The organism is Sphingomonas sp. HITSZ_GF (assembly GCF_029543155.1).
Taxonomy (GTDB): domain Bacteria; phylum Pseudomonadota; class Alphaproteobacteria; order Sphingomonadales; family Sphingomonadaceae; genus Sphingomonas.
In genome coordinates this window covers 381,123-407,710 of the sequence record NZ_JARQXA010000005.1, presented here as the reverse complement: position 1 = coordinate 407,710, position 26,588 = coordinate 381,123, and the positions used below count along the sequence as shown (strand labels likewise).

General features: G+C 66.1%; 23 protein-coding genes. 12 read left to right on the top strand and 11 right to left on the bottom strand.

Annotation, left to right across the window (positions count from 1 at the left end; all coding sequences use genetic code 11):
- Positions 1–21: 21 nt before the first annotated feature.
- The gene (locus P6144_RS16205; RefSeq protein WP_277768836.1) at positions 22–1,212 is read left to right on the top strand and encodes a zinc-dependent alcohol dehydrogenase; all 1,191 of its coding nucleotides are present in this window, start codon (positions 22–24) and stop codon (positions 1,210–1,212) included.
- 5 nt (positions 1,213–1,217) lie between these two features.
- Entirely contained in the window at positions 1,218–2,003 is a 786-nt protein-coding gene (locus tag P6144_RS16200) for an SDR family NAD(P)-dependent oxidoreductase (RefSeq protein ID WP_277768835.1), read from the top strand.
- A gap of 158 nt (positions 2,004–2,161) precedes the next feature.
- Here P6144_RS16200 and P6144_RS16195 read toward each other — a convergent pair whose 3' ends face one another.
- Positions 2,162–5,365, bottom strand: coding sequence for a helicase-related protein (locus tag P6144_RS16195; RefSeq protein WP_277768834.1), 3,204 nt, complete (start codon positions 5,363–5,365; stop codon positions 2,162–2,164).
- A 131-nt stretch (positions 5,366–5,496) separates the two neighbouring features.
- Positions 5,497–6,045 (bottom strand): PRC-barrel domain-containing protein, encoded by a 549-nt coding sequence (locus P6144_RS16190; protein WP_277768833.1) that lies wholly within the window; start codon positions 6,043–6,045, stop codon positions 5,497–5,499.
- Positions 6,046–6,351: 306 nt separating this feature from the next.
- Here P6144_RS16190 and P6144_RS16185 point away from each other — a divergent pair, with 306 nt between their 5' ends.
- The 4 genes from P6144_RS16185 to P6144_RS16170 all read left to right on the top strand — a co-directional run bounded on the left by P6144_RS16185 (position 6,352) and on the right by P6144_RS16170 (position 10,456).
- A complete protein-coding gene (locus P6144_RS16185; protein WP_277768936.1) occupies positions 6,352–7,539 on the top strand; it encodes a DUF2252 family protein in 1,188 nt (395 codons plus the stop codon).
- Between the two features lie 120 nt (positions 7,540–7,659).
- Positions 7,660–8,145 carry a hypothetical protein gene (locus P6144_RS16180; protein ID WP_277768832.1) on the top strand — a complete coding sequence of 162 codons (486 nt, stop codon included), beginning with the start codon at positions 7,660–7,662 and terminating at the stop codon, positions 8,143–8,145.
- On the top strand, positions 8,142–8,558 hold the full coding sequence (locus P6144_RS16175) for a hypothetical protein (protein WP_277768831.1): 417 nt from the start codon (positions 8,142–8,144) through the stop codon (positions 8,556–8,558). Before P6144_RS16180 ends, P6144_RS16175 begins: the two co-directional genes overlap by 4 nt.
- 191 nt (positions 8,559–8,749) lie before the next feature.
- Complete coding sequence (locus P6144_RS16170) at positions 8,750–10,456, top strand: histidine kinase famiy protein (protein WP_277768830.1); 1,707 nt, start codon at positions 8,750–8,752, stop codon at positions 10,454–10,456.
- Here P6144_RS16170 and P6144_RS16165 read toward each other — a convergent pair.
- Together P6144_RS16165 and P6144_RS16160 are read right to left on the bottom strand one after the other, a co-directional pair.
- Complete coding sequence (locus P6144_RS16165; protein WP_277768829.1) at positions 10,453–10,848, bottom strand: BLUF domain-containing protein; 396 nt, start codon at positions 10,846–10,848, stop codon at positions 10,453–10,455. The genes P6144_RS16170 and P6144_RS16165 overlap by 4 nt on opposite strands.
- Before the next feature lie 148 nt (positions 10,849–10,996).
- Positions 10,997–11,200, bottom strand: coding sequence for a hypothetical protein (locus P6144_RS16160; protein WP_277768828.1), 204 nt, complete (start codon positions 11,198–11,200; stop codon positions 10,997–10,999).
- A 264-nt stretch (positions 11,201–11,464) separates the two neighbouring features.
- Between P6144_RS16160 and P6144_RS16155 the strand changes: the two genes are divergently transcribed.
- Both P6144_RS16155 and P6144_RS16150 read left to right on the top strand, forming a co-directional pair.
- Positions 11,465–13,369: a PAS domain-containing sensor histidine kinase gene (locus P6144_RS16155; protein ID WP_277768827.1), complete on the top strand. Its 1,905-nt coding sequence runs from the start codon at positions 11,465–11,467 to the stop codon at positions 13,367–13,369.
- A 118-nt stretch (positions 13,370–13,487) separates the two neighbouring features.
- Positions 13,488–16,799 carry an error-prone DNA polymerase gene (locus tag P6144_RS16150; RefSeq protein ID WP_277768826.1) on the top strand — a complete coding sequence of 1,104 codons (3,312 nt, stop codon included), beginning with the start codon at positions 13,488–13,490 and terminating at the stop codon, positions 16,797–16,799.
- An 8-nt stretch (positions 16,800–16,807) separates the two neighbouring features.
- Here the strand turns inward: P6144_RS16150 and P6144_RS16145 are convergent, their stop codons facing one another.
- Positions 16,808–17,167: a hypothetical protein gene (locus P6144_RS16145; RefSeq protein ID WP_277768825.1), complete on the bottom strand. Its 360-nt coding sequence runs from the start codon at positions 17,165–17,167 to the stop codon at positions 16,808–16,810.
- Positions 17,168–17,219: 52 nt separating this feature from the next.
- A complete protein-coding gene (locus P6144_RS16140; protein ID WP_277768824.1) occupies positions 17,220–17,432 on the bottom strand; it encodes a hypothetical protein in 213 nt (70 codons plus the stop codon).
- Between the two features lie 397 nt (positions 17,433–17,829).
- Here P6144_RS16140 and P6144_RS16135 point away from each other — a divergent pair, with 397 nt between their 5' ends.
- Together P6144_RS16135 and P6144_RS16130 are read left to right on the top strand one after the other, a co-directional pair.
- Positions 17,830–18,093, top strand: coding sequence for a DksA/TraR family C4-type zinc finger protein (locus P6144_RS16135; RefSeq protein ID WP_277768823.1), 264 nt, complete (start codon positions 17,830–17,832; stop codon positions 18,091–18,093).
- The gene (locus P6144_RS16130; RefSeq protein WP_277768822.1) at positions 18,093–18,479 is read left to right on the top strand and encodes a hypothetical protein; all 387 of its coding nucleotides are present in this window, start codon (positions 18,093–18,095) and stop codon (positions 18,477–18,479) included. Before P6144_RS16135 ends, P6144_RS16130 begins: the two co-directional genes overlap by 1 nt.
- Here P6144_RS16130 and xth read toward each other — a convergent pair.
- On the bottom strand, positions 18,446–19,219 hold the full coding sequence (gene xth, locus P6144_RS16125; RefSeq protein ID WP_277768821.1) for an exodeoxyribonuclease III: 774 nt from the start codon (positions 19,217–19,219) through the stop codon (positions 18,446–18,448). The two genes, P6144_RS16130 and xth, sit on opposite strands and share 34 nt — an antisense overlap.
- Positions 19,216–21,099 carry a DNA ligase D gene (ligD, locus tag P6144_RS16120; RefSeq protein ID WP_277768820.1) on the bottom strand — a complete coding sequence of 628 codons (1,884 nt, stop codon included), beginning with the start codon at positions 21,097–21,099 and terminating at the stop codon, positions 19,216–19,218. The genes xth and ligD overlap by 4 nt, the downstream gene beginning before the upstream one ends.
- A 105-nt stretch (positions 21,100–21,204) precedes the next feature.
- On the opposite strand from ligD, the gene P6144_RS16115 reads away from it, so the two are divergent.
- Positions 21,205–21,381: a DUF3606 domain-containing protein gene (locus tag P6144_RS16115; RefSeq protein ID WP_277768819.1), complete on the top strand. Its 177-nt coding sequence runs from the start codon at positions 21,205–21,207 to the stop codon at positions 21,379–21,381.
- A 27-nt stretch (positions 21,382–21,408) separates the two neighbouring features.
- On the opposite strand, the gene P6144_RS16110 is transcribed toward P6144_RS16115, so the two are convergent.
- Both P6144_RS16110 and P6144_RS16105 read right to left on the bottom strand, forming a co-directional pair.
- Complete coding sequence (locus P6144_RS16110; RefSeq protein WP_277768818.1) at positions 21,409–21,798, bottom strand: hypothetical protein; 390 nt, start codon at positions 21,796–21,798, stop codon at positions 21,409–21,411.
- A gap of 33 nt (positions 21,799–21,831) precedes the next feature.
- Positions 21,832–22,353 carry an SOS response-associated peptidase family protein gene (locus P6144_RS16105; RefSeq protein ID WP_277768817.1) on the bottom strand — a complete coding sequence of 174 codons (522 nt, stop codon included), beginning with the start codon at positions 22,351–22,353 and terminating at the stop codon, positions 21,832–21,834.
- Between the two features lie 49 nt (positions 22,354–22,402).
- On the opposite strand from P6144_RS16105, the gene P6144_RS16100 reads away from it, so the two are divergent.
- Complete coding sequence (locus P6144_RS16100; RefSeq protein WP_277768816.1) at positions 22,403–23,029, top strand: SOS response-associated peptidase; 627 nt, start codon at positions 22,403–22,405, stop codon at positions 23,027–23,029.
- A gap of 701 nt (positions 23,030–23,730) precedes the next feature.
- On the opposite strand, the gene P6144_RS16095 is transcribed toward P6144_RS16100, so the two are convergent.
- Positions 23,731–26,586, bottom strand: coding sequence for a pitrilysin family protein (locus P6144_RS16095; RefSeq protein ID WP_277768815.1), 2,856 nt, complete (start codon positions 26,584–26,586; stop codon positions 23,731–23,733).
- Positions 26,587–26,588 lie beyond the last annotated feature (2 nt).

Genomic DNA, 26,588 nt, shown 5'->3' with positions numbered 1-26,588 from the left:
TTTTGAAGAGGGAGCACGCTGATGCGCGCACTGGCCTGGCACGGAAAGCACGACGTCCGCGTCGATACCGTCGACGATCCCGAGATCCTCAACCCGCGCGACGCGATCATCAAGGTGACCTCGACCGCGATCTGCGGATCCGACCTTCATCTCTACGACGGCTACATCCCGACGATGATGAAGGGCGACATTCTCGGCCATGAGTTCATGGGCGAGGTGGTCGAGACCGGCCCGAAATCGACGCTGAAGAAGGGCCAGCGCGTCGTGGTGCCGTTCACCATCGCCTGCGGCAGCTGCTATCATTGCGGCAAGCACCAGTACTCGGCCTGCGATAACGGCCTGCCCGCCGACAACCAGGACATCGCCCAGGAACTGTATGGCCAGCCGATGTCAGGCCTGTTCGGCTACAGCCATATGACCGGCGGCTATTCGGGCGGACAGGCCGAATATGTCCGCATTCCCTTCAGCGATGTCGGCCCGCTCGTCATCCCCGACGGGATCGAGGACGAGAAGGTGTTGTTCCTCTCGGACATCCTGCCAACCGGCTGGATGGCGGCGGAGAATGCGCAGATCGAGCCCGGCGACACGGTGGCGGTCTGGGGCTGCGGCCCGGTCGGGTTGTTCGCGGTCCAGTCTGCCTTGCTGATGGGGGCCGAGCGCGTGATCGCGATCGACCATTTCCCGCGCCGGCTGGAACTCGCGAAGAAGTTCGGCGCGGAGACGATCAACTTCGAGGAGACGCGCACCTACGAGGCGCTGATGGAGATGACCGGCGGCATCGGCCCCGACGCGGTGATCGACGCGGTCGGGCTCGAAGCGCACGGATTCTTCGTCGACAATGTCATCGACCAGATCAAGGCGAGCACCTTTCTCGGCACCGATCGCATCCACTCGATCCGTCAGGCGATCCACGCCTGCCGCAAGGGCGGCCGCGTCTCGATGCCGGCCGTCTATGGCGGGTTCGTCGACAAGTTTCCCCTGGGCGCCTTCATGGAGAAGGGGCTGACGCTCAAGACCGGCCAGACCCATGTCCAGCACTACATGCCGGCGCTGCTCAACGCGATCCTGGAAGGCAAGATCGATACGACCTTCCTGATCAGCCACACGCTGCCGCTCGAGGACGCGCCCAAGGGCTACAAGATGTTCCACGACAACCAGAACGAAGTGACCAAGGTCGTGCTCAAGCCCGGCCTGGCGCTGGCAGCGGAGTAAGGAAAATGGCGAACAGACTCGCGATCGTCACCGGTGCCTCCACGGGGATCGGCTTCGAACTGGCGACACTCGCGGCGAAGGAAGGCTATGATCTGATCGTCGTCGCCGACGAACCGCTGATCGATGCGGCGGCAGCGGACTTCCGGCAGTTCGGCGCCCAGGTACAGTCGGTGCAGGCCGACCTCTCGACGCTCGACGGCGTCGATGCGCTGCTCGAGACAGCTGCCGGCCGTGCCATCGATCTGGTCTGCGCGAACGCGGGCATCGGCACCGGCGGTCCCTTTCTCGAGCAGGACGTCGCGGCTTGGCGACATTCGATCGACACCAACGTCACCGGAACCGTCTATCTGCTCCAGAAAGTACTGCGCGACATGGTAGCGCGAGACAGCGGGAAGGTTCTGGTGACGGGCTCGATCGCCGGATACATCCCCGGGAGCTTCAATGCCGTGTACAATGCCACCAAGGCGTTCATCGACAATTTCACTGAGGCGCTGCGCAACGAGCTCAAGGACGCCAAGGGCGTCACGCTGACCACGCTGATGCCTGGCGCGACCGACACCGAATTCTTTGCACGTGCCGACATGCTGGACACCAAGGTAGGCCGGGACGAGTCCAAGGCCGATCCTGCCAAGGTGGCGAAGGACGGCTGGGATGCGCTGATGGCCGGCAAGGGTCATGTCGTATCGGGCCTCGCCAACAAGCTGCAGGTGGCAGCTGCAGGGATCGCGCCGCAATCGGTGCTGGCGGAACTGCATCGGGGCATGGCCGAGCCTGGTGCCGATTCCGACTGACTAGATCTGGCCCAGGGTGGCGAGGCAGGCTTCGGTGCCTTCGCGGCGATGCCGGCGCTGGCGCCGGCGAGAGCCGATCGCGAGGACGGCTAGCCCGGGACGAAGTCCGGCAATGGCGTCCGGGTCGCGACGCGCTTCGCCGTTAGCCGGGCCTGGCCTTACCGAACAGAATTCGTGGATTCGCCGTCGCCGGTCTCGCGGATCGTCGCGAGCAATTCCTCTATCCGCTCGAGCCTGGCGAGCGGATCCTCGATGCGATCCCTTGCGATCAGCCGGTCGCCTTTCGGCTCGAGCGCGAGGCCCTCGAACGCTCGACCGCTATCGGGTCGCGGCGTCAGCGCGATCGCAGCCGGCCCGGCATCGATGCGGGCGATGCCTGCCGAGCGCGCTTCGGTTCGGACGCGGGCGATCGCAAGCAATGTCCTCGCTTCGGGAGGTAGCGATCCGAACCGATCTTCCAGTTCCTCCTCGATCCGATCGATCTCGCCCGCCGATCGCGCACGGGCGAGCCTGATATAGAAAGTGATCCGGATCTCACCTTCCGGAATCAACGATTCCGGGATCCGGCCCTCGATGCCGAGGCGAAGATCGGGCGTCCAGCGCTCCACGGATTCGCCGCGCTCGGCGCGAAGGGCCGCCCCCAGAAGATCCTGATACAGGTCCATGCCGATCAGCTTCATATGGCCGGCCTGTGCGTCGCCCATGAGGTCGCCCGCGCCGCGCATGTCCAGGTCCGCCGCACTCACCGCGAAGCCTGCGCCGAGCCGGTCGAAGGCCTCGAGCGTCCGCAGGCGCTTCAGCGTTCGCGGCGCCAGCGCCTTGTCCGGGTCGGTCAGGAGGATGACCTGGCCACGGCGTCCGCCGCGACCGACGCGTCCGCGCAGCTGGTGGAGCTGGCTCAGGCCGAACCGGTCCGCCCGCCAGATCACCATGGTATTCGCCCGCGGCACGTCGAGGCCGGCCTCGATGATGTTGGTGGCCAGCAGGACGTCGCCGTCGCCCCGGGCGAAGCGGACCATGGTCTCGTCGATCTCCGCCGCGCCCATCTTGCCATGGGCAGCCAGCACCTCGAGTTCCGGCACGAGCTCGCCGAGAATTGTGGCGAGCGGCGCCATGTCCTCGATACGCGGCACGACCACGAAGCTCTGGCCCGCCCGGCTGCGTTCGCGCAGCAGTGCGGCGCGTATCGCGGCCTTGTCGAACGCGGCGACCGCAGTGCGGATCGGCTGGCGCCGCGCGGGAGGCGATGCGATGATCGAAAGCTGCTGGAGGCCGACAAGTGCGCTCTGCAGCGTGCGCGGGATCGGGGTTGCGCTCAGCGAGAGCGCATGGCCTGCGCCCAAATCGCGAAGGCGTTCCTTGTCGGCTGTGCCGAACCGCTGCTCTTCGTCGATGATGACCAGGCCGAGCCTGTCGTAGGTGACGCCCTTGCCGGCCACGGCGCCCGTGCCGACGACGACCCGGATCGAGCCGTCCGCGATGCCGGCTCGGACGCGCCTGCGCTCGGCCGGCGTGGAAAGCCGGGACAGGCCCGCGACTTCTATTCCGGTTCCTTCGAACCGCGCGGCGAAATTTTCCAGGTGCTGACGCGCGAGCACGGTGGTGGGGGCGGCGATCGCGACCTGGTATCCCGCAAGCGCAGCGAGCGCGGCCGCGCGCAGCGCCACCTCGGTCTTGCCGTAGCCGACATCGCCGATGACGAGGCGGTCCATCGGCTTTCCCGAGGCCAGATCGGCGCGCACCGCATCGATCGCCTTGGCCTGGTCCCGCGTCTCGGTGAATGCGAATCCGCCGGCGAATTTCTCATACTCACCCGAGTCCGGCGAGAGCACCGGCGCCGTTCGCCTGGCGCTCGCCGCTGCCATCTCGATCAGCCCCGCTGCGGTCTCGGCGATCGCTGCGTCGATCGCGGAACGGCGCTTCTCCCAACTGGAACCGTCGAGCCTGTCCAGCGGCACTGCGTCGGCGTCCGCGCCGTAGCGCCACAGGCGATCGGCCTGGCCGATCGGCACAAGCCGCACTGCGCCCCCTGCATATTCGAGCGCGATCGCTTCCGTGTCCGCTGCCGGCGAGGCTTCGAGCCCCCTGACGCGGCCGATGCCATGGTCCTCATGGACGACGACGTCGCCGATGCGGATCTCGTCCAGCGCGAAGACCAATGCTTGGTGGCTGTCGGCGATCTCATCGCCGCGTTCCGCCCGGCTGCCGAGCAGGTCGGCGGCCGCAACGGCAACCAGATTGCCGCGGCGGAAGCCGCGGTCCAGGGGCACTTCAAGGGCGAGGAGGCGGCCGGACTCGGCTCCGACGACGCTCGCCCAGTTCGGCATGCCCGTGATCTCGGCCCTTGCCGCCTTGGCGACGCGTGCGCGAAGAAAGCGCAGGTCGCGGGCGGTTGCGAGGATCGCCAGGGTGCCACCCTCCGCGAGCAGCGCGCGCGCGAACGCGCCAAAGGCGCGCATCGGCGATCTTTCCTCCACGAACCGGGGGACGGGAGCCGGTTCGGCCTCGAGCTCTATCGCTTCGCGCTCCGCGATCGATGCGGACCAGTCGCGATCGCCGACGACGTGCCGGCGCGCCTTGCCAGGACGCCGCCGCTCGGCATCCGCGACGAGGGCGAGCAGTCGACGCCGGCGCTCCTCCGCGCCGGTCTCGATCGCCAGCCGGGCGCCGGGCAAGTGATCGACGAGCGAGACGCCTTCGTTCCCGATATCCGGTTCGGCCACGCGCCCAAGCTCGCGCGCGTCGAGTTCCTCTACCGAGCGCTGGTCGATCGGATCGTAGCTCCGGATGGAAACAACGACGCCATCGACAATCTCGACGCGCAGCGGCAGCTCGGCATCGGCCGGAAACACGTCGAGGACCTGCCCCCGAAGCGCCACTTCTCCCGGTTCGTCGACCCGTTCGTCGCTGACATAACCAGCTTCGACCAGCGCGTCGAAGAGACTGGCCAGGTCCAATGCCTCGCCGCGGGCAACCCTGGGCGGCTCGGCATCGAAAGCCTGTGGCGGCGGGTAGCGATGGCCGAGCGCCTCGCCGCTGGTCACCAATGCGATCCGGCGCTGGCGCGCGTGCGCCTGCGCGAGGCGGAGCCGGCGCAACGCAGAGACGCGTTGCCCGACATTCACCGGGGATGCCGGCGCGTCGTCGCCCGGAATCGCGTCGCTGCCGGGGCAGTAGAAAATCTCTGCCTCGGTGAGAGCGTCCAGGGTCCGGGCAAGCGCCGCCGCCCGCTGTTCATCGCCAGCGGCGACGATGACGTCTTCCACGGCAAGGACCTCGGCCAACTGGGCCGCGGCCGCACCGATCGGTGCGGGGCGCGCCGTATCGGCGGCAGCGAGGGCGCGGACCGCAGGCTCGGGCATGGACGACACGCTGTTCTACCTTTCAAAACGGGATGGTCATGCCGCCGGAGGCCCGGCGAGCGTCCTCCGGAAAGCCGCATCCCCACGCGCAGGGCGCAGACGGAGAGCTGCACCCGACCGGACGATGCAGATCAGGACGCATGGAGCAGGTCGACTTTCACGGGCCAGTCGCCGCCGTCGAGCGGCTCGATCGCGTCGAAGAAGGAACGCGGCATATCGAGCGCCAGGGAGTCGCAGCCGAAACGGATCGCCTGGCGCGGCACTGCGCGCAGCGCCTCGCCAATCCCGGTGGCCGGGCCGCTCGCCACCACTACATAGCTGATCTCGCCGGTCGCGCATTCGACAAGCGCCTCGACCGCCTTCCCCACGCGGTCGCCGACGCTGTCGACCACGGGCATCCCGGCCAGGCCGGTGGCAGTGAATAGCGAAGGCGCGGCGGCGCGCCGGCTCGCTTGGGAGGCCGACTTCCCACCATCCTCATAGACGCGCTGGCGGCCCAGCCAGCGCCAGATCCCCACCGCGTTGACGAGCGTCAGGAAGCAGTTGGTCGCGAGCAAATTGGTCTGCCCGCTGGAAAGGCCGACCGTCGCCCAGCCGATCGATCCGATGGTGAAGACGACGAAGCCCCATCCCGTCAAACGGGCGCCGAGGTTCGCGGCGGTCATCATCGCGGCAATCATGGTTGCGCAGGGCGCCACCCAGCCAGCAATCGCAATAAGCGTGGCGACCTCCCATCATAGCCCGGCCGCGACGCGCAAGTCGTGGCCTCGCGGCCTTTGCCAAAGTGGCGCGTCGCCCTATGGCGTCGGTGCGCTGCTCAACTCGAAAGCGGGCACAGCGTTCCTCAGAAATCTCGCGCTCGCTCAGGCACTTGCTTCAGGTTAAATCTATCGGCGACAGTCGGGAGCACGGCAGCAGCAACAGTTTGTTACAATCCGTCCGCTCGGGCGTTGCAGCGTTTCCCAATGAGGAAACCAGATTTGCCGATGCCACTCCCAGCCGACCGCAAGACCATGTTGGAAAGTCGCCGCGCCATGAAGATGGCCCGGTCCGCGCACGCCTTCGTCCGCGGCAACACCGCCAAATTCTACGAGTGGCTGGCGGCATCGCCCGCCGCGAGCCGGGTGCCGCAGGGGCCGGCGATATGGATTTGCGGCGACTGCCACCTCGGCAATCTCGGACCGCTCGCCAACGAACAGGGCGATGTGGAAATCCAGATCCGCGACCTGGACCAGGCCGTTATCGGAAATCCGGCCCAGGATCTGATTCGCCTGGGCCTGTCGCTCGCGACGGCGGCGCGCGGTTCGGATCTTCCGGGTGTCGTGACCGCCCGGATGATGGAGGAAATGGTGGACGGCTATGGTGCCGCGCTGCGCGATCCCGACCAGGACGACCCCGGCGTGGAGCCCGAGCTTGTCCGCAGCGTCAAGCGGCGTGCGCTGGGACGCCGCTGGAAACACCTCGCCAAGGAGCGCCTGGACGCGGTCGAGCCGAGGCTGCCGCTGGGCAAGCGCTTCTGGGCGCTCGACCCCGACGAGCGTGTCGCGCTGCAAAGCCTGTTCGAGGATGGCGATGTCGCGCGGCTGATCCTGTCGCTCGACCGCAAAGGCAAGGAGCGCAGCGTCCGGCTCGTCGATGCGGCCTATTGGATGAAAGGCTGCAGCTCGCTCGGGTCGCTGCGTTTCGCGGCGATCGTCGGCTTGGATACCGGCAAGGGGAAATCGGAATATGCCTTGATGGATTTGAAAGAGGCGGTCGAGCCTATCGCGCCGGCCTATCGAGGCGCCCGGCTGCCCAAGGACCAGGGGGAAAGGGTTGTCACCGCCGCGAAGGCACTCTCGCCTTACCTTGGCTCGCGCATGATGCCGGTGCAAATGCTGGATCGAAGCCTGGTGCTGCGCGAACTGGCGCCCCAGGACCTCAAGATCGAAGTCGAGCAGTTCAGCCAGGGACAGGCGATAAAGGCCGCACGCTATCTCGCCTTCGTGGTGGCCAAGGCGCATGCGAGGCAACTCGACGCCTCTTCCCGGAAGGCGTGGGGGGAAGCGCTGGACGCCGACCGGCGCGGATTGATCGACGCCCCCTCCTGGCTCTGGGAAAGCGTCGTTTCCCTCGCAGGGAGCCACGAGGCGGGATATCTCGAGCATTGCAGGCGCTACGCGCTGGCCGCCTGACGCGCGCCTCTCCTTGCCATCGCCGTGTCCCTCGTGGCGGACGGCCTGCCTCTGCCGGCAAAAGGGAACTGGGTGCATTCGCGTCGGTTGAGAGCGCGAATTCCGACGGGAGCAAATCACATGACCACGACTCCGACAGAAGCCGCCGGCGCCGCCGCGGCGCCCGAGGCGCCCAAGGCGACATCGCCCTCGACACTGTCCCACATCGCGAGCCGCATCGGCACCTCGAGCAATATGCTTGTCGACCAGGGTATCGCGCGGCTTGGCCGGATTGCCGAAGAGCGAAAGGCGGGGGCTGCCGACGCCATCGGCACCGTCGTCGAGATCGTGCGCCAGTTCGGCGACGATGCCGGGGAAAGATTCGGCGAGACTGCCGGAAGCGCCGTGCACCGTGGTGGAGACGCCCTCGATCGTCTCGCGGAGACGGTGCGGAACACGCATGTGGACGAAATCGCCGACGGCACGCGGCGCGTCATCGGGCGCAACCCGGTGATCGCGATCGGCACGGCCTCGCTGCTGGGCTTCGCGGTCGGACGCATTTTCAAGGCCGGGCTGCTTCGGTCCGGGTCGGGTAGCCAGGCACGCGCAAAGGAGGCGCTCGCATGACCCGTCAGACCGCTACGAAGCCCGAAGCCGCCACGAGCCAGGCACGGGGGGCGCGAAAGTCGCGCCGCATCGACACAGGCCGCGCCGCGATCGCCGGCGCTGGCGGTCGCCTCGGCCGGCTGGCATCGGCAGGTGCCCGGCAGGTCGCGGAAAATCCGATTACCGCCGCGCTCGGTGCCGCCACGATCGGCGCCGGAATTGCGCTGCTGTTGCCCGTCACGCGCCGCGAAGCCGAGGTTCTCGGTCCGCTCGCGGACACGCTGGAGGATGTCGCGCGCGGCGCGACGGAGAGTGCGATCGATATCGGCCGGCAGGAAGTGAAGGAGCTGGCGCAGACTGCGATCGCGGGCGTCGGCGGCGCCATGGTCGAATCGATGCTGGCAGGCGACACGGCGACAGGCGGCAAGTCCTAGCGCGATGCTTCGCCGGTGCCGTTGGACCTTCGGTTGCCAGGACATGTGCCACGGCATCGTCTCGATCCTTCAAGCTCGGGGCAGGCGCGATTGAAGGATTTCGCCATGGCCGGCTTGCCCCAGTTTAGAGCCGTTGCGGCAGCAGCGATGCTAGCCCCGGTTCGACGCGCGACCTGCGAAAGGCCTGTTGAGTGAATCAAGACGAAGAGAGAGGCGGCGGGCGCGAGGCGACGGGGATCCCCGCCGGGGACCTCCCGGACGACACCTCCTACTTTCCGACGGGCGACCGCCCGAGCCATCATTGGAAGAGCTCGACAGTCGCGCAGCCCGGGCTCACCGATCGCGGCACCATATTCTTCGCGGCATTGCAGATGACGCGGATGCCGATGATCATCACCGATCCCAGGCAGCCCGATAATCCGATCGCCTTCGCCAACAAGGCGTTTCTCGACCTGACCGGATATTCGGAAGCCGAGATCCTCGGCCGGAATTGCCGCTTCCTCCAGGGACCGGATACGGACCGCGGTTCGGTGCGCGAGCTTCGCGAGGCGGTCGCTGCCGAGCAGGCTATCTCTCTGGAGATCCTGAACTACCGTCGCGACGGCACCTCCTTCTGGAATGCGGTCTTCGTCGCGCCAGTCTATGACGATGCCGGCGCGCTGATCTACTTCTTCGCCAGTCAGCTCGACGTCACGCGCCGTCGCTCGTCCGAACAGTCCTTCCGCCAGGCCCAGAAGATGGAGTCGATCGGCCAGCTCACGGCCGGGCTGGCGCATGACTTCAACAATTTGCTGCAGGTCGTCGCCGGAAATCTCGATCTGCTGCGTAACGACCCCCTGAGCGAGCGCCAGCTTCGCCTGCTCGACAACGCCGCCCGAGCGACGGACCGCGGTGCCAAGCTGACGCGGCAGTTGCTCGCCTTTGCGCGCAAGACCCGGCTCGAACCCAGGAATGTCGACCTCAACGATCTCCTGCACGAGTTCGGGGATCTGCTCGACAATACGGTCGGGGCGCAGATCAGGCTGGTGATGGCGCTCGAGCGGCGCCTGCCGGCCATCAGCATTGACCCGACGCACCTCGAGATGGCGGTGCTCAACGTGCTTATCAATGCGCGCGACGCCATGCCCTCGGGAGGCACCGTGACGATCGCGACCGAACGGCTGACGCTGAACGGCAATGCCGAGGCCCGGCAACTGCCGCCCGGTGACTATGTCGTTCTGGCGATCCGCGACCAGGGCACCGGCATGTCCGCCGACGTACGCCAGCGGGCCACCGAGCCCTTCTTCACCACGAAGGGCAGCGAGCGCGGTACCGGACTGGGGCTCGCGATGGTGCATGGCTTCGTCCAGCAATCGCTCGGGCGGCTGGAGATCGAGTCCGCACCCGATCAGGGCACCGAGATCCGGATGCTTTTTCCGGTCGCGCAGGCCGAGGCGGCGAGCCTGCGCCGGGTCGAGCACGCCCGGGCGGGCGCGCTCCCGAAAGGAAGCGAAACGATCCTGCTCGTCGAAGACAGTGAGGATGTGCGGATGCTCGCGCGCGAGCAGCTAGTTTCGCTCGGCTACCAAGTCATAGCGGTGGCCAGCGGCGAGGAAGCGGTTCCGATCCTCGAAGGGCAACCCGTGGATCTCCTTTTCACCGATATCGTGATGCCGGGTGGCATGAGCGGTCTCGAGCTCGTCGAGCGAAGCCGCGCCATTCGGCCGTTGCTGCCCATCCTGATGACGACCGGCTATAACGAGGATCTTGTAGCGGACATCCCGCGCGGCACGCAGCTCGACGTGGTCGGCAAGCCCTATCGCAAGGAGGAGCTAGCGGACCGGGTCCGGATCGCGCTCGACCGCCGCAGCACGGCGGCGCGAGACGATATGGGCGACTTCGGACCCAAGGAGGGCTAGGCGGCGTCCCGCACGTCGACCAGCCCGGCGAAGGTGCCGCGGATCGACGGATCGGCATCCCGGCAAAGAGCGGCGATACGGCCGCCGAACTGGTCCTGCGTCTCCTGAAAGCTGCGGCGGGCCATCGACCATTCGCCAAATTCGCGCCGCGTGGTTTCGCGCCGCGAGAGAAGCACCAGTGCATGGTGGCGAGGATCGGCGATGATGCGAAGGAAGACGTCTTCGACCGCGGTCTTCGGTCCTTCGAGCGCCTGGAGAAACCGACGGCCATCGGTGTAGAGAAGGCCGGTGATCTCGTCGCGCGCATTGTTTCGCTGCGCCTGTGCAAGGAGCTGGTCGAGATCGATGACTTCGTTCCTGCGCGCCGAGCTGATGTAGAGAAGTTGCAGCATCGAATTCTCCTTGCAGAAGTCATCTGGGCGCTAACCTCCTAATAAATCACGAATTAACCCAGATCAGGCTCGGGCCGAATGGTAGTGCCGGGGGGCGCGCGCGATTGGGTAAGAGACTCGGCCCGGCAGCAGGCCGGCCGAGCGGAGATCATGTCTCGCCGTGCGACGCCGGATCGGCAACCAACAGGACGCCGCGACCCGAGGCGGCCAGCTCGACCTGGTCGAGCTGGCGCAACAGATCGTCGAACCCTCCGTCGGCCGGCACGGGTATCGCGCCCCGGAAGCTTTCTCCCAGCCGGTCCAGGTCCTGCCGGGTGAGCAGACCAATGGCGACGATTCGAGAATCCGACACAATGATTTCCTGCACTTAGCTGACTTTGGGGCATGCCTTGCACGCGGTGATATCAACCCCTTGGCAACGCGCACGTTCCGCCCGCAGCCATAACCGGCCCGCCGTTCTGAGCCATGCTCGCGTCTCGGCCGCTCTCGGGTCGTGGCGCGTCGTTCGGCCCGGAGGAGCTGGACAATTTCCAGCAATCTCCGCCCACTAGCGGGATTTGCGCGGCCGTGCCCATGCGCGCTATGGCGGCGCAGCGCCTTCTTTTCAGGGAATAAAATGGTCCAATCGCCGTTCGAGGATCCTGTCGCAAACCGGTTCGAGATACTGGTCCAGTCGGTGATCGACTATGCGATCTACATGCTCGATCGCGAAGGCCGGATCGTCACCTGGAATGCGGGTGCCGAGCGGCTCAAGGGCTATGCCGCGGAGGAGATCGTCGGCGAGCATTATTCGCGCTTCTTCACGCCGGAGGATCGCGCGGCCGGGCTTCCCGCCAAAGCGCTCGCCAAGGCGGCCGGCGAGGGCCGCTCTGAGGTCGAGGGCTGGCGGGTGCGCAAGGACGGCAGCCGGTTCTGGGCGCATGCCGTGCTCGACCCGATCCGCGCCGAGGATGGGACGCTGGTCGGCTTCGCCAAGATCACGCGCGACATCACCGAGCGGCGCCAGCTCGAACAGGCGCGCCTGGCCAGCGAACTGCAATTCCGCATGCTCGTGCAGGGCGTGCACGACTACGCCATCTACATGCTTGATCCGGTCGGACGCATCACCAGCTGGAACGCCGGCGCCCGCGCAATCAAGGGCTATGAGGAGCAGGAGGTGCTGGGCCAGCATTTCTCGCTCTTCTACACCCAAGAGGATCGCGCGCGGGGCGCGCCGGCCACGGCGCTCGAGACGGCACTGCGCGAAGGCAAGTTCGAGGCCGAGGCTCGCCGCGTCCGCAAGGATGGATCACTATTCTGGGCCCATGTCGTCATCGATCCGATCTACGACGAGGCCGGCACCCATATCGGCTTCGCGAAGATCACGCGCGACGTGACCGAGCGCAAGCTCGCGCAGGACGAGCTGCGCGACACCCAGGCCGCGCTCCTCCAGTCGCAGAAGCTCCAGGCACTCGGCGAGCTGGCCGGAGGCATCGCGCACGACTTCAACAATCTGATGACCGTGATCCGCGGCTCGACCGATTTCCTTCTGCAGCAGCCGGACCTGCCCGCCGAGAAGCGTAACCGCTATCTCCACGTCATGCTGGAGACCGCCGAGCGCGCCGCCAGCCTGACTTCGCAGCTCTTGGCCTTTGCGCGGCGCCAGCCGCTCGAGCCCGAGGTTCTTGATCTGAGCGTGCGTCTTGATGCGGTGGCCGAAATGCTCCAGCGTACGCTGGGCGGCAATGTCGCGCTCGAGCTCGACCTGGCGCCGGCGCTCTGGCCGGTCGAGATCGATCCGACGGGGCTGGAGACTGCGCTGCTCAACGCGGTGCTGAATGCGCGCGATGCGATGCCGAACGGAGGCCGGATCCGTCTCGTGACGAGCAACCTGTCGCGGCCCGAGGGCGACATGGTGTGCCTTGCGATCAGCGATACCGGGGAGGGCATCGCGCCCGAGAAGCTGGAGCGCGTGTTCGAGCCCTTCTTCACGACCAAACCGGCCGGAAAGGGCACCGGGCTCGGCCTGTCCCAGATCCATGGGTTCGCCGTGCAATCCGGGGGGGCCGCAACCATCGAATCGGAGCTCGGCCAGGGCACGACGGTCCGCATCCTGCTGCCCCGGACCGACAAGCCGGCGCAAAAGTCAGCCGAGCTCGATCCCCAGGTCTCGATTGCCGCTGGCCTCAAGGTGCTGCTGGTCGAGGATAGCGACCATGTCCGCTATTTCGCGCGACAGCTGCTCGAGGATCTCGGTTGCGAGGTGGTCGAGGCTGCGAGCGGCGAGGAAGCGCTCGAGCGCCTGAAAGACAACTCGGTCGACCTGATATTCTCCGACATCGTCATGCCGGGCATGAACGGCTTGGAATTGGCCAAGCGCGTGCGCGAGCAGAACGATCGGGTCGCGGTGCTGCTTGCGAGCGGCTATAGCAGCAAGCAGTTCATACCCGCGGACCAGCGGGAATTTCCGATACTTCGCAAGCCATACAAGCTCCAGACGCTTGCGGTGGCGATCCGCACGTTGCTGGCGCAGGGCGACTAGGCGGCAGTCGGCCCCGGACACGAGCGTCGGTCCGGGGCAACGAGCGAGGCTCGAAGATCGATTCGACCCGCCCGGCAAGAACATATAAGGAACATCGTTCCTCTTGCCGACTCGTCCCATGTCCCGCCCCTCTTATGTCGAACTCCAGGTAACCACGCATTTCAGCTTCCTGCGCGGCGCCTCCTCGCCCGAGGAATTGTTTGCCGCGGCGGCACTGCTCGGTCTTCCCGCGCTCGGTATCGCCGATCGCAACTCGGTCGCGGGAATCGTTCGCGCCTGGGACGCTCAGAAGGCGACCGGCGTGCGCTCTATCGCCGGCTGCAGGCTCGATCTGGCCGATGGCACTGCGCTGCTCGTCTATCCGACCGACCGGACCGCCTGGAGCCGGCTCACGCGCCTGCTTTCGATCGGCAAGAGCCGCGCCGGCAAGGGCGCCTGTCATCTCGACTGGGGCGATATCGAGACCTGGAACCAGGGACTTATCGGCGTGTTGGTTCCGGACCGGGCCAATGCCGATACTCAGGCGGCATTGGACCGGACCAGCCGCATCTTCGCCGACCGATCCTATCTGGCGCTTGCGCTGCGCCGCGGCCCGCGAGACGCGGTGCGACTGCGCGACCTGTCCGAGATGGCGGCGAAGGCGCGGGTCGCCACCGTGGCGACGGGCGATGTGCTCTATCACGCGCCGGAGCGGCGTTTGCTGCAGGACGTGGTCACCTGCATCCGGGAGAAATGTACGGTCGACGCGCTGGGCGACCGCCGCGAAAGCATCGCCGACCGGCACCTGAAGACCGGCGCGGAGATGGAGCGGCTGTACCGCCGCTATCTCGGCGATACGCGTCCGGTCGCACGAAGCCTCGAGATTGCGGAGCGCTGCAGCTTCGACCTCGAGCACCTCCGCTATCAATATCCCGACGAGATCAAGGGGGCGGGGCGCACTCCCCAGGAGGAGCTGGAGCGCCTGACCTGGGAGAAGGCCCCCGGGCGCTATCCGGACGGCGTGACGCCGAAGATCCGCGCGCAGCTCGAGCATGAACTGCGCCTCATAGGCCAGCTCGACTATGCGCCCTATTTCCTGACCGTCCATTCGATCGTCGCCTTCGCGCGCTCGCGGGACATCCTCTGCCAGGGCCGCGGCTCGGCCGCCAACTCGGCGGTATGCTATTGCCTCGGCATCACGTCGATCGATCCGGTCCGCTCCGAACTTCTGTTCGAGCGCTTCGTCAGCGCCGAGCGCAGGGAGCCGCCGGATATCGACGTGGACTTCGAACATGAGCGGCGCGAGGAAGTGATCCAGTGGATCTACGAGACTTATGGCCGTGACCGCAGCGCGCTCACCGCGGTCGTCAGCCGCTACCGCGCGCGCGGGGCGGTACGCGAGGTCGGCAAGGCGCTGGGGCTCAGCGAGGACATGACCGCCGGGCTGGCGAGCCAGGTCTGGGGCTGGAGCCGCGAGGGTGTCACTTCCGCCCAGGCCGAGGAACTCAATCTCGACATGGCAGATCCCCGGCTCGCGCTCACGCTCGAGCTGGCGCGGCAGCTGATCAACACGCCGCGGCACCTCTCCCAGCACCCCGGCGGCTTCGTGCTGACCCGGGACCGGCTCGACGACCTGGTGCCGATCGAGCCGGCCGCGATGGAGGACCGCCAGGTCATCGAATGGGACAAGGACGACATCGATGCCTTGGGCTTCATGAAGGTCGACGTGCTGGCGCTGGGCATGCTGAGCTGCATGCGGCGGGCCTTCGAATTCCTCGAGGCCGACAAGGGCGTCGTGCTCGACCTCGCGACCATCCCGGCGGAGGATCCAGCCACCTATGCGATGATCCGCAAGGCCGACACGCTCGGCGTCTTCCAGATCGAGAGCCGCGCGCAGATGGCGATGCTGCCGCGCATCAAGCCGCGCACCTTCTACGATCTGGTGATCGAGGTCGCGATCGTGCGCCCGGGCCCGATCCAGGGCGACATGGTCCATCCCTATCTCCGGCGTCGCGAGGGCAAGGAGGCGGTCACCTATCCGAAGGAGGAGCTGCGCCGCGTGCTCGAGAAGACGCTAGGCGTACCGCTTTTCCAGGAGCAGGCGATGCGCGTTGCGATCGAATGCGCCGGCTTCTCGGCGAGCGAGGCGGATCTGCTCCGCCGCGCCATGGCGACGTTCAAGCTGACCGGCGGCGTCAGCCATTTTCGCGACAAGCTGATCGACGGCATGGTCTCGCGCGGATACGCCCATGACTTCGCCGAGAAGACCTTCAAGCAGATCGAGGGATTCGGCAGCTATGGCTTTCCCGAGAGCCATGCGGCGAGCTTCGCGCTCATCGCCTATGCCTCGAGCTGGATGAAATGCCATCATCCCGACGCCTTCTGCGCAGCGTTGCTTAACGCCCAGCCGATGGGTTTCTACGCGCCCGCACAGATTGTCCGGGACGCCCGCGAGCATGGCGTCGAGGTGCGCCCGATAGACGTCAACGCCAGCCGATGGGACTGTACGCTGGAGCCGACCGACGGGCGCTACATGGCGGTGCGCCTGGGCCTGCGCATGGTTCGCGACCTCGCCAATGCCGATGCGGCTGCGATCGTCGCCGCGCGGGGCGAAGGGCGATATGCCAGCGTAGAGGAAATCCAGCGGCGCGCCGGAATCGGCGCCGGCGCGCTCAACCGTATCGGCGAGGCCGATGGGTTCGGCTCGCTGGACCAGACGCGCCGGAGCGGGCTTTGGCAGGTCAGGGGCTTGGCGGACGCGCCGCTGCCGCTGTTCGCGGCCGCCGACCGGCGTGACCAGGCCTGGCGCGACGAGACCGTCGAGCCCGAAGTGATACTGACGCCGATGGGCGAGGGCCAGGAAGTGGTCGAGGATTATCGCAGCACGAGCCTGTCGCTGCGCGCGCATCCGCTCGCCTTCCTTCGCAAGGAACTTGCCGACAGGCATATCCTGCCCTGCTCGGCGACCCGGACGACGAGGGACGGCCGCTGGATCAATCTCGCGGGACTGGTCCTGGTCCGGCAGAAGCCGGGCTCGGCCAGGGGCGTGATGTTCATCACGATCGAGGACGAAACCGATATCGCCAACCTCGTCGTCTGGACTGGCGTCTTCGAGAAATATCGCAGCGTCGTGCTCGGCGCCTCGATGATCGGTCTTCGCGGAAAGGTGCAGCGCGAAGGCGACGTCATCCACGTCATCGCCGAGCGGCTCGACGACCTGTCCTCGCTACTGGCGAGCGTCGGGAGCCGGCGCGAGGTCGCCGACATCTACCGCGTCGCGCGGGCCGATGTGGTCAGGCACGGCCAGGGCCCCGATCCGCGCGATCCGGCGGAGCGGCCGCTCGGCCGCAATCCTCGCGATATCTATATCCCGGACCTCCGCCTGGGATCCGGCATCATTCCCGGACAGCCGACCGAGGGCATCAAGATCAAGCCACGGGACTTCCGCTAGATCGGCGGTCAGCCACTCGGGCCGGGCCCGGTCACGCCAGCCACCTCAATGTCCTGCGCCGAGCCCGGGATACGACCGGGCTCGATGCTGTCGCTACCGTCCACCGACTCCTGCGGCGCCTCGGCGCGCTCAGTGCGCGCGAACTCGGCGGCACCCGCGCTCGAATCGCCGTCGCTCACCTGCGCGAGCGGATCCTCCTCGCCGGTCTGGGGGATGCCATCGGCATTCTGCCATCCCGGATCGTCGCCGGCCGGTACAGCCGCGGCTGCGTAGCTGGCGCTCTCATCGGCGATACCTGCATCGAGGCTGCGTTCGGCAGTCTCGCGGAAATCCTGGGGACTGGCCCCTTGGGGAACATGATCGGTCATACGTCTCTCCTAGTCCTTTCCCAACCGTCCCGCCGGGTGCCCGTTCCGGGCCTCAGGCGGCCGCGCGCATCCCGTCGGTCCGCGCGCACCACAGGCCGCTCTCGAGCGGCGGCAAATCCGCGTCGACCTCATTCAGCCGCCAGGCTTCGTCGAGCAGGCGCTCCGAGCACATCACATGACGGTCGCGGGCGTCGACGGACTGTGCGGTCCTGGCCCGGCGAAGCTCCGTTTCGGATTGAGCGATGAGGCGGTCTATCTCTGTCATGGCACGCTCCAGTGCCCCCATCGACAGAACGAGGAGCCATCGGCGCGGGTTCCTGGGAAGGCGTCCGGTCCCGAATGGCAGGGCCCGGCCGGGCTTCGAGAGGCGTCGTCGCCCGAAAAAATGCGTGCGATGTCAGCTCCTTGCGATTGAAACAGAGGCACCGGCATCCCACATCCAGGCCATCGTCAACAACGGAAAGGAGGTGGTCGGATGTCTCATTGTCACATGCCGCTCGCGGCAAATTCTCTGAGCATGGCCTCCACCGCGGTGGTCCGGCTCGGCTGAGCTGTCCGGGTTCGGATGACAATGGAAGGGCCGTCCGAAAGGGCGGCCCTTCGCGTTTCACTTGTCGGCACCCAGGAGCGCGCCGCGCGTTCCCGTGCAGAGAGGATCGGAAATGGCCAATGGCTGGGCGCAAGATGGCGCCGTTCAGGAGCAGATCGAGGATACCGTCACCGACGCAGTGAGCCTTGCGCGGGCGAGACTCGCGACCGGCGAAGGCACGCGGTATTGCGAGGATTGCAGAGAAGAGATTCCCGAGGCCCGGCGCAAGGCGCAGCCGGCAAGCCGCACCTGCATTCCTTGCCAGTCCGATCGCGATGCGGCGGTCCGCTCCACCGGAATCAACCGGCGCGGGAGCAAGGACAGCCAGCTACGCTGATGGTGGAAAAGGTAGGTCCTGCCGGCAAATATCCGGTGACGCCGGACCGTCGGTATTTCGTCGTGCGCGGACGGCTCTGGCGGATGGCTAATCCCGCTTTGCCTGACCGCGAGCGAGAGACGCTCGTGCATGCCCTGATGGCTGCCAGGCGGGCGGTCGGCGTTGCGAAGCGGCGTGACGACCCATCCGGAGAGGCCGAGGCGCGCGCCGCGGTCGATCGCGCGAAGCATGCCTTGGGCGAGCGCGGGCCGGTCTGGTGGGACGACGGCGCACCGGACCTGAACCGGCGCATGGCGAGGACCACCGACTACGCCGAATGGTTCGCCGGTCTCGAGGACGCGGTCCGTCCTGGTCAATCCGATAGTTCGACCCACACGGGGGCGTGATCGCTCGTCTTCTCCCAGCCACGCGGGCGCCTGTCGACTTCCGCCGCGATCAGTCTTCGGGCAGCGACCGGGTTGAGTAGAAGGTGATCGATCCGCAGGCCCGCGTTCCGCTCGAAGGCAAAGCGTAGATACTTCCAGAAGGTGTAGATCGTCTCGTCCGGATGCATATGGCGTAGCGCGTCCGTCCATCCCTGGTTGAGGATCCGGAAATAGGCTTGCTTCACCTCCGGCGCGAAAAGCGCGTCGTCGCGCCAGCGGTCGGGCACGTAGACGTCCAGATCGGTCGGCATGACGTTATAGTCGCCCGCGACGATCACTGGTGCATCTAAGGCGACCAGCCCGGCCATGTGCTGGTGCAGGCGCTCGAACCAGCGCAGCTTGAAGTCGAATTTGGGTCCCGGCCGCGGATTGCCGTTAGGAAGATAGAGACCAGCTACCAGCACTCCGCCGATCGCGGCCTCGAGGTAGCGGCTCTGAACGTCCTCGGGGTCGCCGGGCAGCCCTCGCCGCGTCTCGTGGATTTCGCCGACCCTGCTGAGGAGCGCGACGCCGTTCCAGCGGCTCTGCCCGTGCCAGACGACCTCATAGCCGAGGTCCCGGATGGGTTTTTCCGGAAACTTGTCCTGCGGGGCCTTCAACTCCTGGAGGCATACGATGTCGGGTTCGGCCAGCTTCAGCCAGCGCAACAGCACCGGTAGCCGGCCGTTCACGCCGTTCACATTATAGGTGGCGATCTTCACAGGTCCGGGAGTTCCTGATCGGCGCGACCCCAGTTGGACAGCGCCTTGGATCCGGCGCGCCGTAGCAGCTCGCCCGCGTCTCGGATGCAGAAGTGTGAAGGCTTGTCGATCGTTTCCATTTCCTTCCAGGTGATCGGCGCCGCCACGGGCGCCCCCTCCCGGGCACGCACGGCATAGGGCATCACTGCGGTCGCCCCGCGCTGGTTGCGCAGATAATCGACGAAGATCCGGCCCTTGCGCTGTGCCTTCGGCAGCGCCGCCGTGAAATTCTCCGGGTCGCTTTGCGCGACCGCGAGCGCCAGCCGGTGCGCAAAGTCCTTCACCTCCGGCCACTCCGCGCGCGGAGTCAGGGGTGCGATGACATGCACGCCCTTGCCGCCGGTAAGCATGGGGAAGGTCTCCAGCCCGATCGAGCGCAGGATATCGCGGAAATGGAAGGCAGCTGTCCTCACATTCTCGAAGTCTAGGCCAACGTCCGGGTCGAGATCGAACACCAGCCGGTCGGCCTTTTCGACATCCTCGATCCTTGCGCCCCAGCCGTGAAACTCGATCGTGCCCATCTGGACGCAGGTCATCAGGCCGGCGGGCGTGTCGATATAGAGATAGGGCTCCTCATGGCCGTCCTTCTCCAGTATGCCGACATGCCGGACGGCATCCCCGAAACTCCCCGCGTCATGCTTCTGGAAGAAGCACTTCCGGGCACGCCCCTGCGGGCATCGCACCAGACTGATCGGTCGCGATCCGACCCAGGGCAGCATGATCGGCGCGACCGCTTCGTAATAGTCCGCAAGTTCGCCCTTCGTGATCGCGCTTTCCGGATAGATCACACGTTCGCGATTGCTGATCTTCACGCCTGAACCGGGCGCGCCCGCCGTGGCGGCAGGCGCTTCCGTCTCCAGCACCACCGCCTCGGGCTTCTTATCGGCCCGAAGACCCAGATAGCTGGGATGACGCAGCGTCCCCTCGTTGGTCATCTCGGTATAGGCGATCTCCGCGACCAGCTTCGGCACGATCCAGTGCGCTCCCCGAACCTCGGCGCGCGGGGCCTCGACGGTGGGACCCTCGATCTCGAGGGGGCGCATCAACTCCATGAGCCGGAATAGTTCGTCGGTGCCGAAACCGGTCCCGACCTTGCCAGCGTAGCGAAGATGGCCCTGATCGTGGAGACCAAGGATGAGCGAACGGAAAGTTCGCGACTTGTCCGAAGGCGTCCAGCCGACGATCACGAATTCCTGCCGCTTGATGCACTTGGTCTTGACCCAGCTTCCCGAGCGCGACCCGACATATTTGCTCGACGCGAGCTTGGAGATCACGCCCTCGAGACCGGCCCCGCAGAACTGGCCGAGCAGCCGCTCGCCATTGCCGACGATATGTTCGGAATAGCGCAGGCGGCTTGAGCCCGCGGGAAGGATCGCCTGGAGCCGCTGCTTGCGCTCAAGGAGTGGAAGCCCGGTCAGGTCTTCACCGTTCAGTTCGAGCAAATCGAAGGCATAGAAATCGATCTGTCCGGGCGCGCCCTTGAGCGCATTCTGAAGCGCCTGGAAGCTGGAGCGGCCGTCGCGGTCGAGCACGACCGCCTCGCCGTCAATCAACGCCGAAGAGACAGCGAGCGACCGTGCCTCTTCGAGGATCGCCGGGTAGCGATCGGACCAGTCGAGGCCGGAGCGGGTATATCCGCGCGCATCGCCGCCGCCGATCGCGATGAGCGTGCGGTACCCGTCATACTTCATTTCATGAAGCCAGCGATCGCCCGCCGGAACGGTGTCGACGAGCTGGGCGAGTTGCACAGGACGAAACGCCGGTGGCTTCTGGGCATCCTTGAGGGAGGAGCCTTTGCGGCGCCGGGGAGGATTGACGGATTTGACGGCCATGCGTGCCATCTCTCCTAGACTCGATTCAGCAACGGTTCGTTCCGCTCCGACGCAACCCACCGGAAACTCACGGGAATCGGAAGCGTTGGGCCCTCAGCAAAAGAGGAGGCCGACATGGCGGACAACAAGACCCTGCGCGCGCCGCAGGACAGCTCCCGCATCGCAATGGGTGAGGATTACGAGGTGCAATATTGGACGGACAGGTTCGGCGTGAGCCGAGAACGTCTGCAGGAGGCCGTCGATGCCGTCGGCAACGGAGCCGATGCGGTCGCAGCCTATTTCAAACGATAGGCGGTAGTCGCTCGATCCGGCCGGACGCTACCAGGGCAATTCCTCGATGAAGAGGATCATTTCCTGAAAGGCCGCACCTTCGAAGCCAATTCCGCCATCCGCTTCGACAAGCGGGTGGCGGGCCGTCGCTTCGATCGCCGCTTCCGGATCTGATTGCCGTAGCGGGTCGTGCAGAGCCGTCCATTTCGCGAGAGCCGTAACGCGTGCGTGCAGCGCCGCACCGGCGATCGCTACGTCGGAAAAGCCCGCATCGAGCGCGTAGGTCTGAAGCGCAACCGCCTGTGCAAGCGGATCGTCGCGTTGCCGCTCCGGTAACCCCGCAAGGATCTGGAGCGCCGCGGCGATCTGGGGGCCTGTCAGCGCAACCGAATTGAGTTGCGCGGTCGCCGCGGAGGCTAGCTGGACGGGCGCGGTCATGGGAGATGTCTGGCTGAACATGTGCGATCTCGATCAAAGAGCCAGCATGCGCTGGCGGTCGGCGAGGCCCCGCTTGCCCACTTCCTCGATCTGATAGCTGTGCTTGGGCAGCGCCCTCAGCAGCTCGGATTGGGGTTGAGTGAAGTCGAGCCAGGCCATGTTCTCACGCCGAAGCAACACGGCGCCCTGACGCTCCTGGTAGAAGAATATGTCCGGATTGGCCGGAATCGTGATGATCGCGTAGCTGACGTCACGCTCGCCCGAGCTGGGGCGCCAGATCCCGGCAAGATAGAAAAAATTCCCGTCGTCGAGCGTGACGCGGAACTTGCGCTCGCCATTGGTCACCTGGAATTCGCTCGCTGGCACCAGGCAGCGCTGATGGGGGAATGTCCGGCCTTCGGAGCGAATGAACCTGAAAGGCTTGCCGTCCGGCTCCCACGGCTCGAGCCCCCAGCTGGCCTCGATCGCCTGGGGCTTGCCCGACCGCGGGTTGCGCCGGATGATGATCTTGCGGCTGCCAAAGGGTGCATCCGACTCGAAGGGACTCGCTTGCATGGCGAGAACATAATGCGAACGAAGCCTGCGTGCAAATCGAGGATCTCTCATGTGCAATGACTATCGCCTCGAGGTGGACATCGCCTCGATCATCGAGGATTTCGACGAGCTGGAGATCGACATCGATACGCCGGAGGGCACACCCAATGTGGCCGCGCGCGAGGACATCAAGATCACCGACGTCGCTCCGATCGTCACCAATCCGCAGGGCGAGAGCGGGCGAGGCGCACTGGTCAACAGACGATGGAGCTGGCCGGGACCGACGGGCAAGCCGGTCTATAACTATCGCGCGGAGGGCCGCGAGTTCGCGGCCAATCGGTGCCTCATCCTCGCCGACGGGTTCTACGAATTCACCAAGTCCGATGATCCGAAGCAGAAACGGCAGAACAAGTGGCTGTTCACGCTCAATGATCACGACTGGTTTGCCATTGCCGGAATCTGGCGCAGGGATCCGGTGATCGGCGAGGCCTTCACGATGCTGACGTTGGATGCTGGTCCTGATGTAGCGCCATATCACCATCGACAGGTCATTCCCCTCGCGCGCGATCAATGGGCAGCGTGGCTCGACCCTGCTACTCCCGCCGCAGGAGTGCTGCGCATCCTTCCGGCCGGCAGTCTCACGGTCCGCCAGGTTCACGGCACTCCGCCCGCCGAACCGTTGCCGACGCTTCTCTAGACGTTACTCGCCGCCATCCTCCGGCACCGTGCTGGACCTAACTCAATCTGTACCAGCGCGAGCCATCGGTGTGTTCAACGGCGGCAGCCTCCTACAAGTTCATCATAGCAAGTTCTTGGGCGTGCGCCGATGTCAGTATGGACATTTCGGGTGACATAGAGTATATGTTCGGTGTCGGCGAGATAAGGAGAAGGTTGGCAACTCAGGACTCGAACCGTTGACGCGGAATGATATCGTGGTGCTATTTGTGGGCACAATTTCTGCGTCAGAAATAGTTTGAGAAATCATCTCAAATCGATGTCAATATTTCGTCGGTTCTCTTCTGGCACCATTTTCCTGTGCGCGAATGTGCGCGACAGGTTGGGAAAATCTGAGAAATCTGCTAAAAATGCGGGCGAGCACCCCGTGCTTGTTCGACCGCATTCGCAGCGCGTTGGGGTTTGTCGAGGCCTCGCCAGCCAGGAAGCGCGCGCCGGGCCCAAAGTCGATGCGCCGCAACCAGTGCAAGGACAGGAAGAGCAGACCCTTTTCCTGACCTTCGCGGTACGCGGAGTTCGCTTGCGCTGATCCATCGCCGGGGCGCGATAGTCCGCGCAAATCGTCGGATGGGTGCACGCCGCGGCCACGCCCCGCTAAGGATTCGAGGCGCAGCCGCGGCGGGGCGGGGGAGGGATTCGTACTTCCGCCCGCCGGAGACTTCGTCAGGGCTTCTTCACGACATTGCCGTCGGGATCGAGCACGGTAACTTCGCCAAGACCCAGCGCGCGGACCGATGCCTCGATCTTGTCGAGCGGGCCGACGATGATCCAGGTCAGCGCCTCGGGGTGGATCGCCTGGCTGAATGCCTGCTGCGCCTGGGCGGGCGTCATCGCGCGGATGCGCTCGATCTTCTGCTCGACATAGTCCTCGGGATAGGATTTGCGCAGGATCTTCATGACTTCGCTGCCGATCGCGTCGCCGGTGTCGAAGCGGCCCGGATAGGAATAGAGATCGAGCTGCGCGCGCTTGACGTCGGCGGGACCGATCGGCGCAGTGCCGTTCGCCAGCCGATCGATCTCGCCACGCATCTCCTTCGCCGATTCCGCGGTCTTGTCCGCCTGCACCGACGCGTTGGCATACCAGATCGCCTGACCGTTGCCGTCGCCGGTCCCCGATCCCGCGCCATAGGACCAGTGCTTGTCCTCGCGCAGATTGAGGTTGAGCCGCGACATGAAGCCGCCGCCCAGCGTGGCATTGGCGACGCCGAACGCATCGCTCTCCATCGTGTTGGCGCTTTCGGGGATGAGCTGCGTCGCGAAGATTTGCGACTGCGGCGCACCCGGCTGATCGACCAGGATCACCCGGGCCCCGGCAGGCAGCGCGGCCCTGGGTGCGCTCGCCTGGATCGAGGGACCTGCCGGCTTCCAGGGCGCACCGAACCGCGCCTCGAGCATCGGCTGGATCTGCGCCATCGTCGTGTCGCCGACGATGATGATCCGCGCGCCGTCAGGGCGGATGCGCGCCTGCTGGAAGGCGATCAGATCGTCACGCGTAAGCGCCGCCACGCCCTGCTCGGTCATCATCTCGCCCAGCGGATGACCGGCGCCGTAGAGCAGCGGGTTGATCAGGCGGCCGGCGATCGACTGGCCGTTGACCTTGCCCGCCTTGATGCTGGCGATCGCCTGGTCCTTGCGCCGCTCGAACTCCCTGGCGTCGAAGCTGGGGTGAAACAGCACATCGGCCATCAGATCGAGCGATTCCGGCAGGCGGGCGCTGAGCGCGCTGAGCGTGACCCCGGTATCGGTGAGGCTGGCGCCCGAGCCCACATTGGCGCCCAGTTCCTGCTGGCGCTCGCTCAACTGGGTCGAGTCATAGCTGGTGGTTCCCGCCGACATCATGCCGGGCGCGAACGAGGCGCGGTTGACCTTGCCGCCCGAAAGCCGGTCGGCAACGGTGCCGCCGGGCATCATCAGCGTGAACGACACGGTCGGCGCATTGTGGCGCTCGACCAGCACCAGCTCGATGCCGTTCGACAGCCGGGCGTGCTGGAGCGCCGGGAAATCGAACTTCGGGAAGCTGGTCACCTGCGGCACGCCGGTGCTGCGGTCGACACCCGGCCCGCTCGCCTTGAAGCGCGTGTCCGCCGGCGGCACCGGCACCGGGGCGCGGGTGATGTTGACCACCGGCTCGGGGCGCGAGGCGGCGGCGACGTCGCTCTTCTGCGTGTCGAGCGTGAAGCTGTGCCTGGTCAGCCACTTCTGCCCGGCGGCGCGCACGCTTTCCGGCGTCGCGGCGAGATAGCCGCGCATCTCGTCCTGCCAGCAATCCGCCTTGCCGGTGGTGATCGCGCATTCGCTGAGCGTCTGCGCGCGATAGGCGAGCTTGGGCAGCGCCTTGGTCATGCGCGTGACGAACACATTGCGGGCGCGGTCGAGCTCGGCCTGGGTCGGCCCTTCGGCGAGCAGGCGCTTCAGCTCCTCGTCGATCAGCGCTTCGACGCGCGCCTTGTCGATCCCGTCCTTGATCGCGGCATCGATGCTTAGGCGCCCCGCCAGCACGCTGCCCGAATAGAAAGCGCCGGCGCCGGTCGAGACCTTCTCGTCCTTGACCAGCCGCTTGTAGAGCCGCGAGGTCGAGCCGCCGCCGAACACGGTCATGAACAGCGTGAGCGCAGGCGCTTCGGCGCTGGCGCCTTCCGGCGCCTGCCACGAACGCGAGAAGCGATTCTGGGTTACGCGATCGAGATAGGTTTCGCGCGCGTCCTTGGTCAGCACCGGGATATTGGGCTTGGGCATCGGCACCGAGGCGCTCGGCTTGATATCGCCGAAATAGCGCGCGACCTTCTCCTTCGCGGTGGCGAGATCGATGTCGCCGGCGAGCACCAGTACGGCGTTGTTCGGGCCATACCAGCTACGATACCAGTTCTTGACGTCCTCAAGGCTGGCAGCGTTGAGATCGGCCATCGAGCCGATCGGGGTGTGGCGATAGGGATGGCCCTCCGGATAGAGGCCGGCGAGGATATGGTCGATCGCCATCGCGCCGGGCTGGCCGCCGCGCTGGCGCTTCTCGTTCTGGACGACGCCGCGCTGCTCATCGAGTGCCTTCTGGTCGATCGCGCCGAGCAGATGCCCCATGCGATCGGATTCCATCCACAGCGCCATGTCGAGCGCCGGCGTGGGCACGGTCTCGAAATAGTTGGTGTAGTCGGTATTGGTCGATCCGTTGCGATCGGTCGCGCCGACCTGCTCGAACGGGCGGAAATACTCGTCCTTATGGTTCTCGCTGCCTTGGAACATCAGATGCTCGTAGAGGTGCGCGAAGCCGGTATGGCCCGGCGTCTCGTTGCGGCTGCCGACGCGGAACCACAGATTGACCGAGACCAGCGGCGAGGTGCGATCGGTATGGACGATCACCTTCAGCCCGTTGGGCAGGGTGAATTCCTCATAGGGGATCGAGATGCCCGCTACCGCCTGGTTCTTCGCCCCGGGCCGGGCCGGCGCCTTCTGGGCGTGGCCGATGCCGGTGAGGCAGGTTGAAACCAGCGCGAAACCCAGCAGGCCTTTACCGATACGCTTCATGA

What these genes read in the sequence shown, in the direction of transcription:
- P6144_RS16205 (WP_277768836.1), top strand. Translation starts at nt 22, where the DNA reads ATGCGCGCACTGGCCTGGCACGGAAAGCACGACGTCCGCGTCGATACC.
- P6144_RS16200 (WP_277768835.1), top strand. Translation starts at nt 1,218, where the DNA reads ATGGCGAACAGACTCGCGATCGTCACCGGTGCCTCCACGGGGATCGGC.
- P6144_RS16195 (WP_277768834.1), bottom strand. Translation starts at nt 5,365, where the DNA reads ATGCCCGAGCCTGCGGTCCGCGCCCTCGCTGCCGCCGATACGGCGCGC.
- P6144_RS16190 (WP_277768833.1), bottom strand. Translation starts at nt 6,045, where the DNA reads ATGATTGCCGCGATGATGACCGCCGCGAACCTCGGCGCCCGTTTGACG.
- P6144_RS16185 (WP_277768936.1), top strand. Translation starts at nt 6,352, where the DNA reads ATGCCACTCCCAGCCGACCGCAAGACCATGTTGGAAAGTCGCCGCGCC.
- P6144_RS16180 (WP_277768832.1), top strand. Translation starts at nt 7,660, where the DNA reads ATGACCACGACTCCGACAGAAGCCGCCGGCGCCGCCGCGGCGCCCGAG.
- P6144_RS16175 (WP_277768831.1), top strand. Translation starts at nt 8,142, where the DNA reads ATGACCCGTCAGACCGCTACGAAGCCCGAAGCCGCCACGAGCCAGGCA.
- P6144_RS16165 (WP_277768829.1), bottom strand. Translation starts at nt 10,848, where the DNA reads ATGCTGCAACTTCTCTACATCAGCTCGGCGCGCAGGAACGAAGTCATC.
- P6144_RS16155 (WP_277768827.1), top strand. Translation starts at nt 11,465, where the DNA reads ATGGTCCAATCGCCGTTCGAGGATCCTGTCGCAAACCGGTTCGAGATA.
- P6144_RS16150 (WP_277768826.1), top strand. Translation starts at nt 13,488, where the DNA reads ATGTCCCGCCCCTCTTATGTCGAACTCCAGGTAACCACGCATTTCAGC.
- P6144_RS16145 (WP_277768825.1), bottom strand. Translation starts at nt 17,167, where the DNA reads ATGACCGATCATGTTCCCCAAGGGGCCAGTCCCCAGGATTTCCGCGAG.
- P6144_RS16140 (WP_277768824.1), bottom strand. Translation starts at nt 17,432, where the DNA reads ATGACAGAGATAGACCGCCTCATCGCTCAATCCGAAACGGAGCTTCGC.
- P6144_RS16135 (WP_277768823.1), top strand. Translation starts at nt 17,830, where the DNA reads ATGGCCAATGGCTGGGCGCAAGATGGCGCCGTTCAGGAGCAGATCGAG.
- P6144_RS16130 (WP_277768822.1), top strand. Translation starts at nt 18,093, where the DNA reads ATGGTGGAAAAGGTAGGTCCTGCCGGCAAATATCCGGTGACGCCGGAC.
- ligD (WP_277768820.1), bottom strand. Translation starts at nt 21,099, where the DNA reads ATGGCACGCATGGCCGTCAAATCCGTCAATCCTCCCCGGCGCCGCAAA.
- P6144_RS16115 (WP_277768819.1), top strand. Translation starts at nt 21,205, where the DNA reads ATGGCGGACAACAAGACCCTGCGCGCGCCGCAGGACAGCTCCCGCATC.
- P6144_RS16110 (WP_277768818.1), bottom strand. Translation starts at nt 21,798, where the DNA reads ATGACCGCGCCCGTCCAGCTAGCCTCCGCGGCGACCGCGCAACTCAAT.
- P6144_RS16105 (WP_277768817.1), bottom strand. Translation starts at nt 22,353, where the DNA reads ATGCAAGCGAGTCCCTTCGAGTCGGATGCACCCTTTGGCAGCCGCAAG.
- P6144_RS16100 (WP_277768816.1), top strand. Translation starts at nt 22,403, where the DNA reads ATGTGCAATGACTATCGCCTCGAGGTGGACATCGCCTCGATCATCGAG.
- P6144_RS16095 (WP_277768815.1), bottom strand. Translation starts at nt 26,586, where the DNA reads ATGAAGCGTATCGGTAAAGGCCTGCTGGGTTTCGCGCTGGTTTCAACC.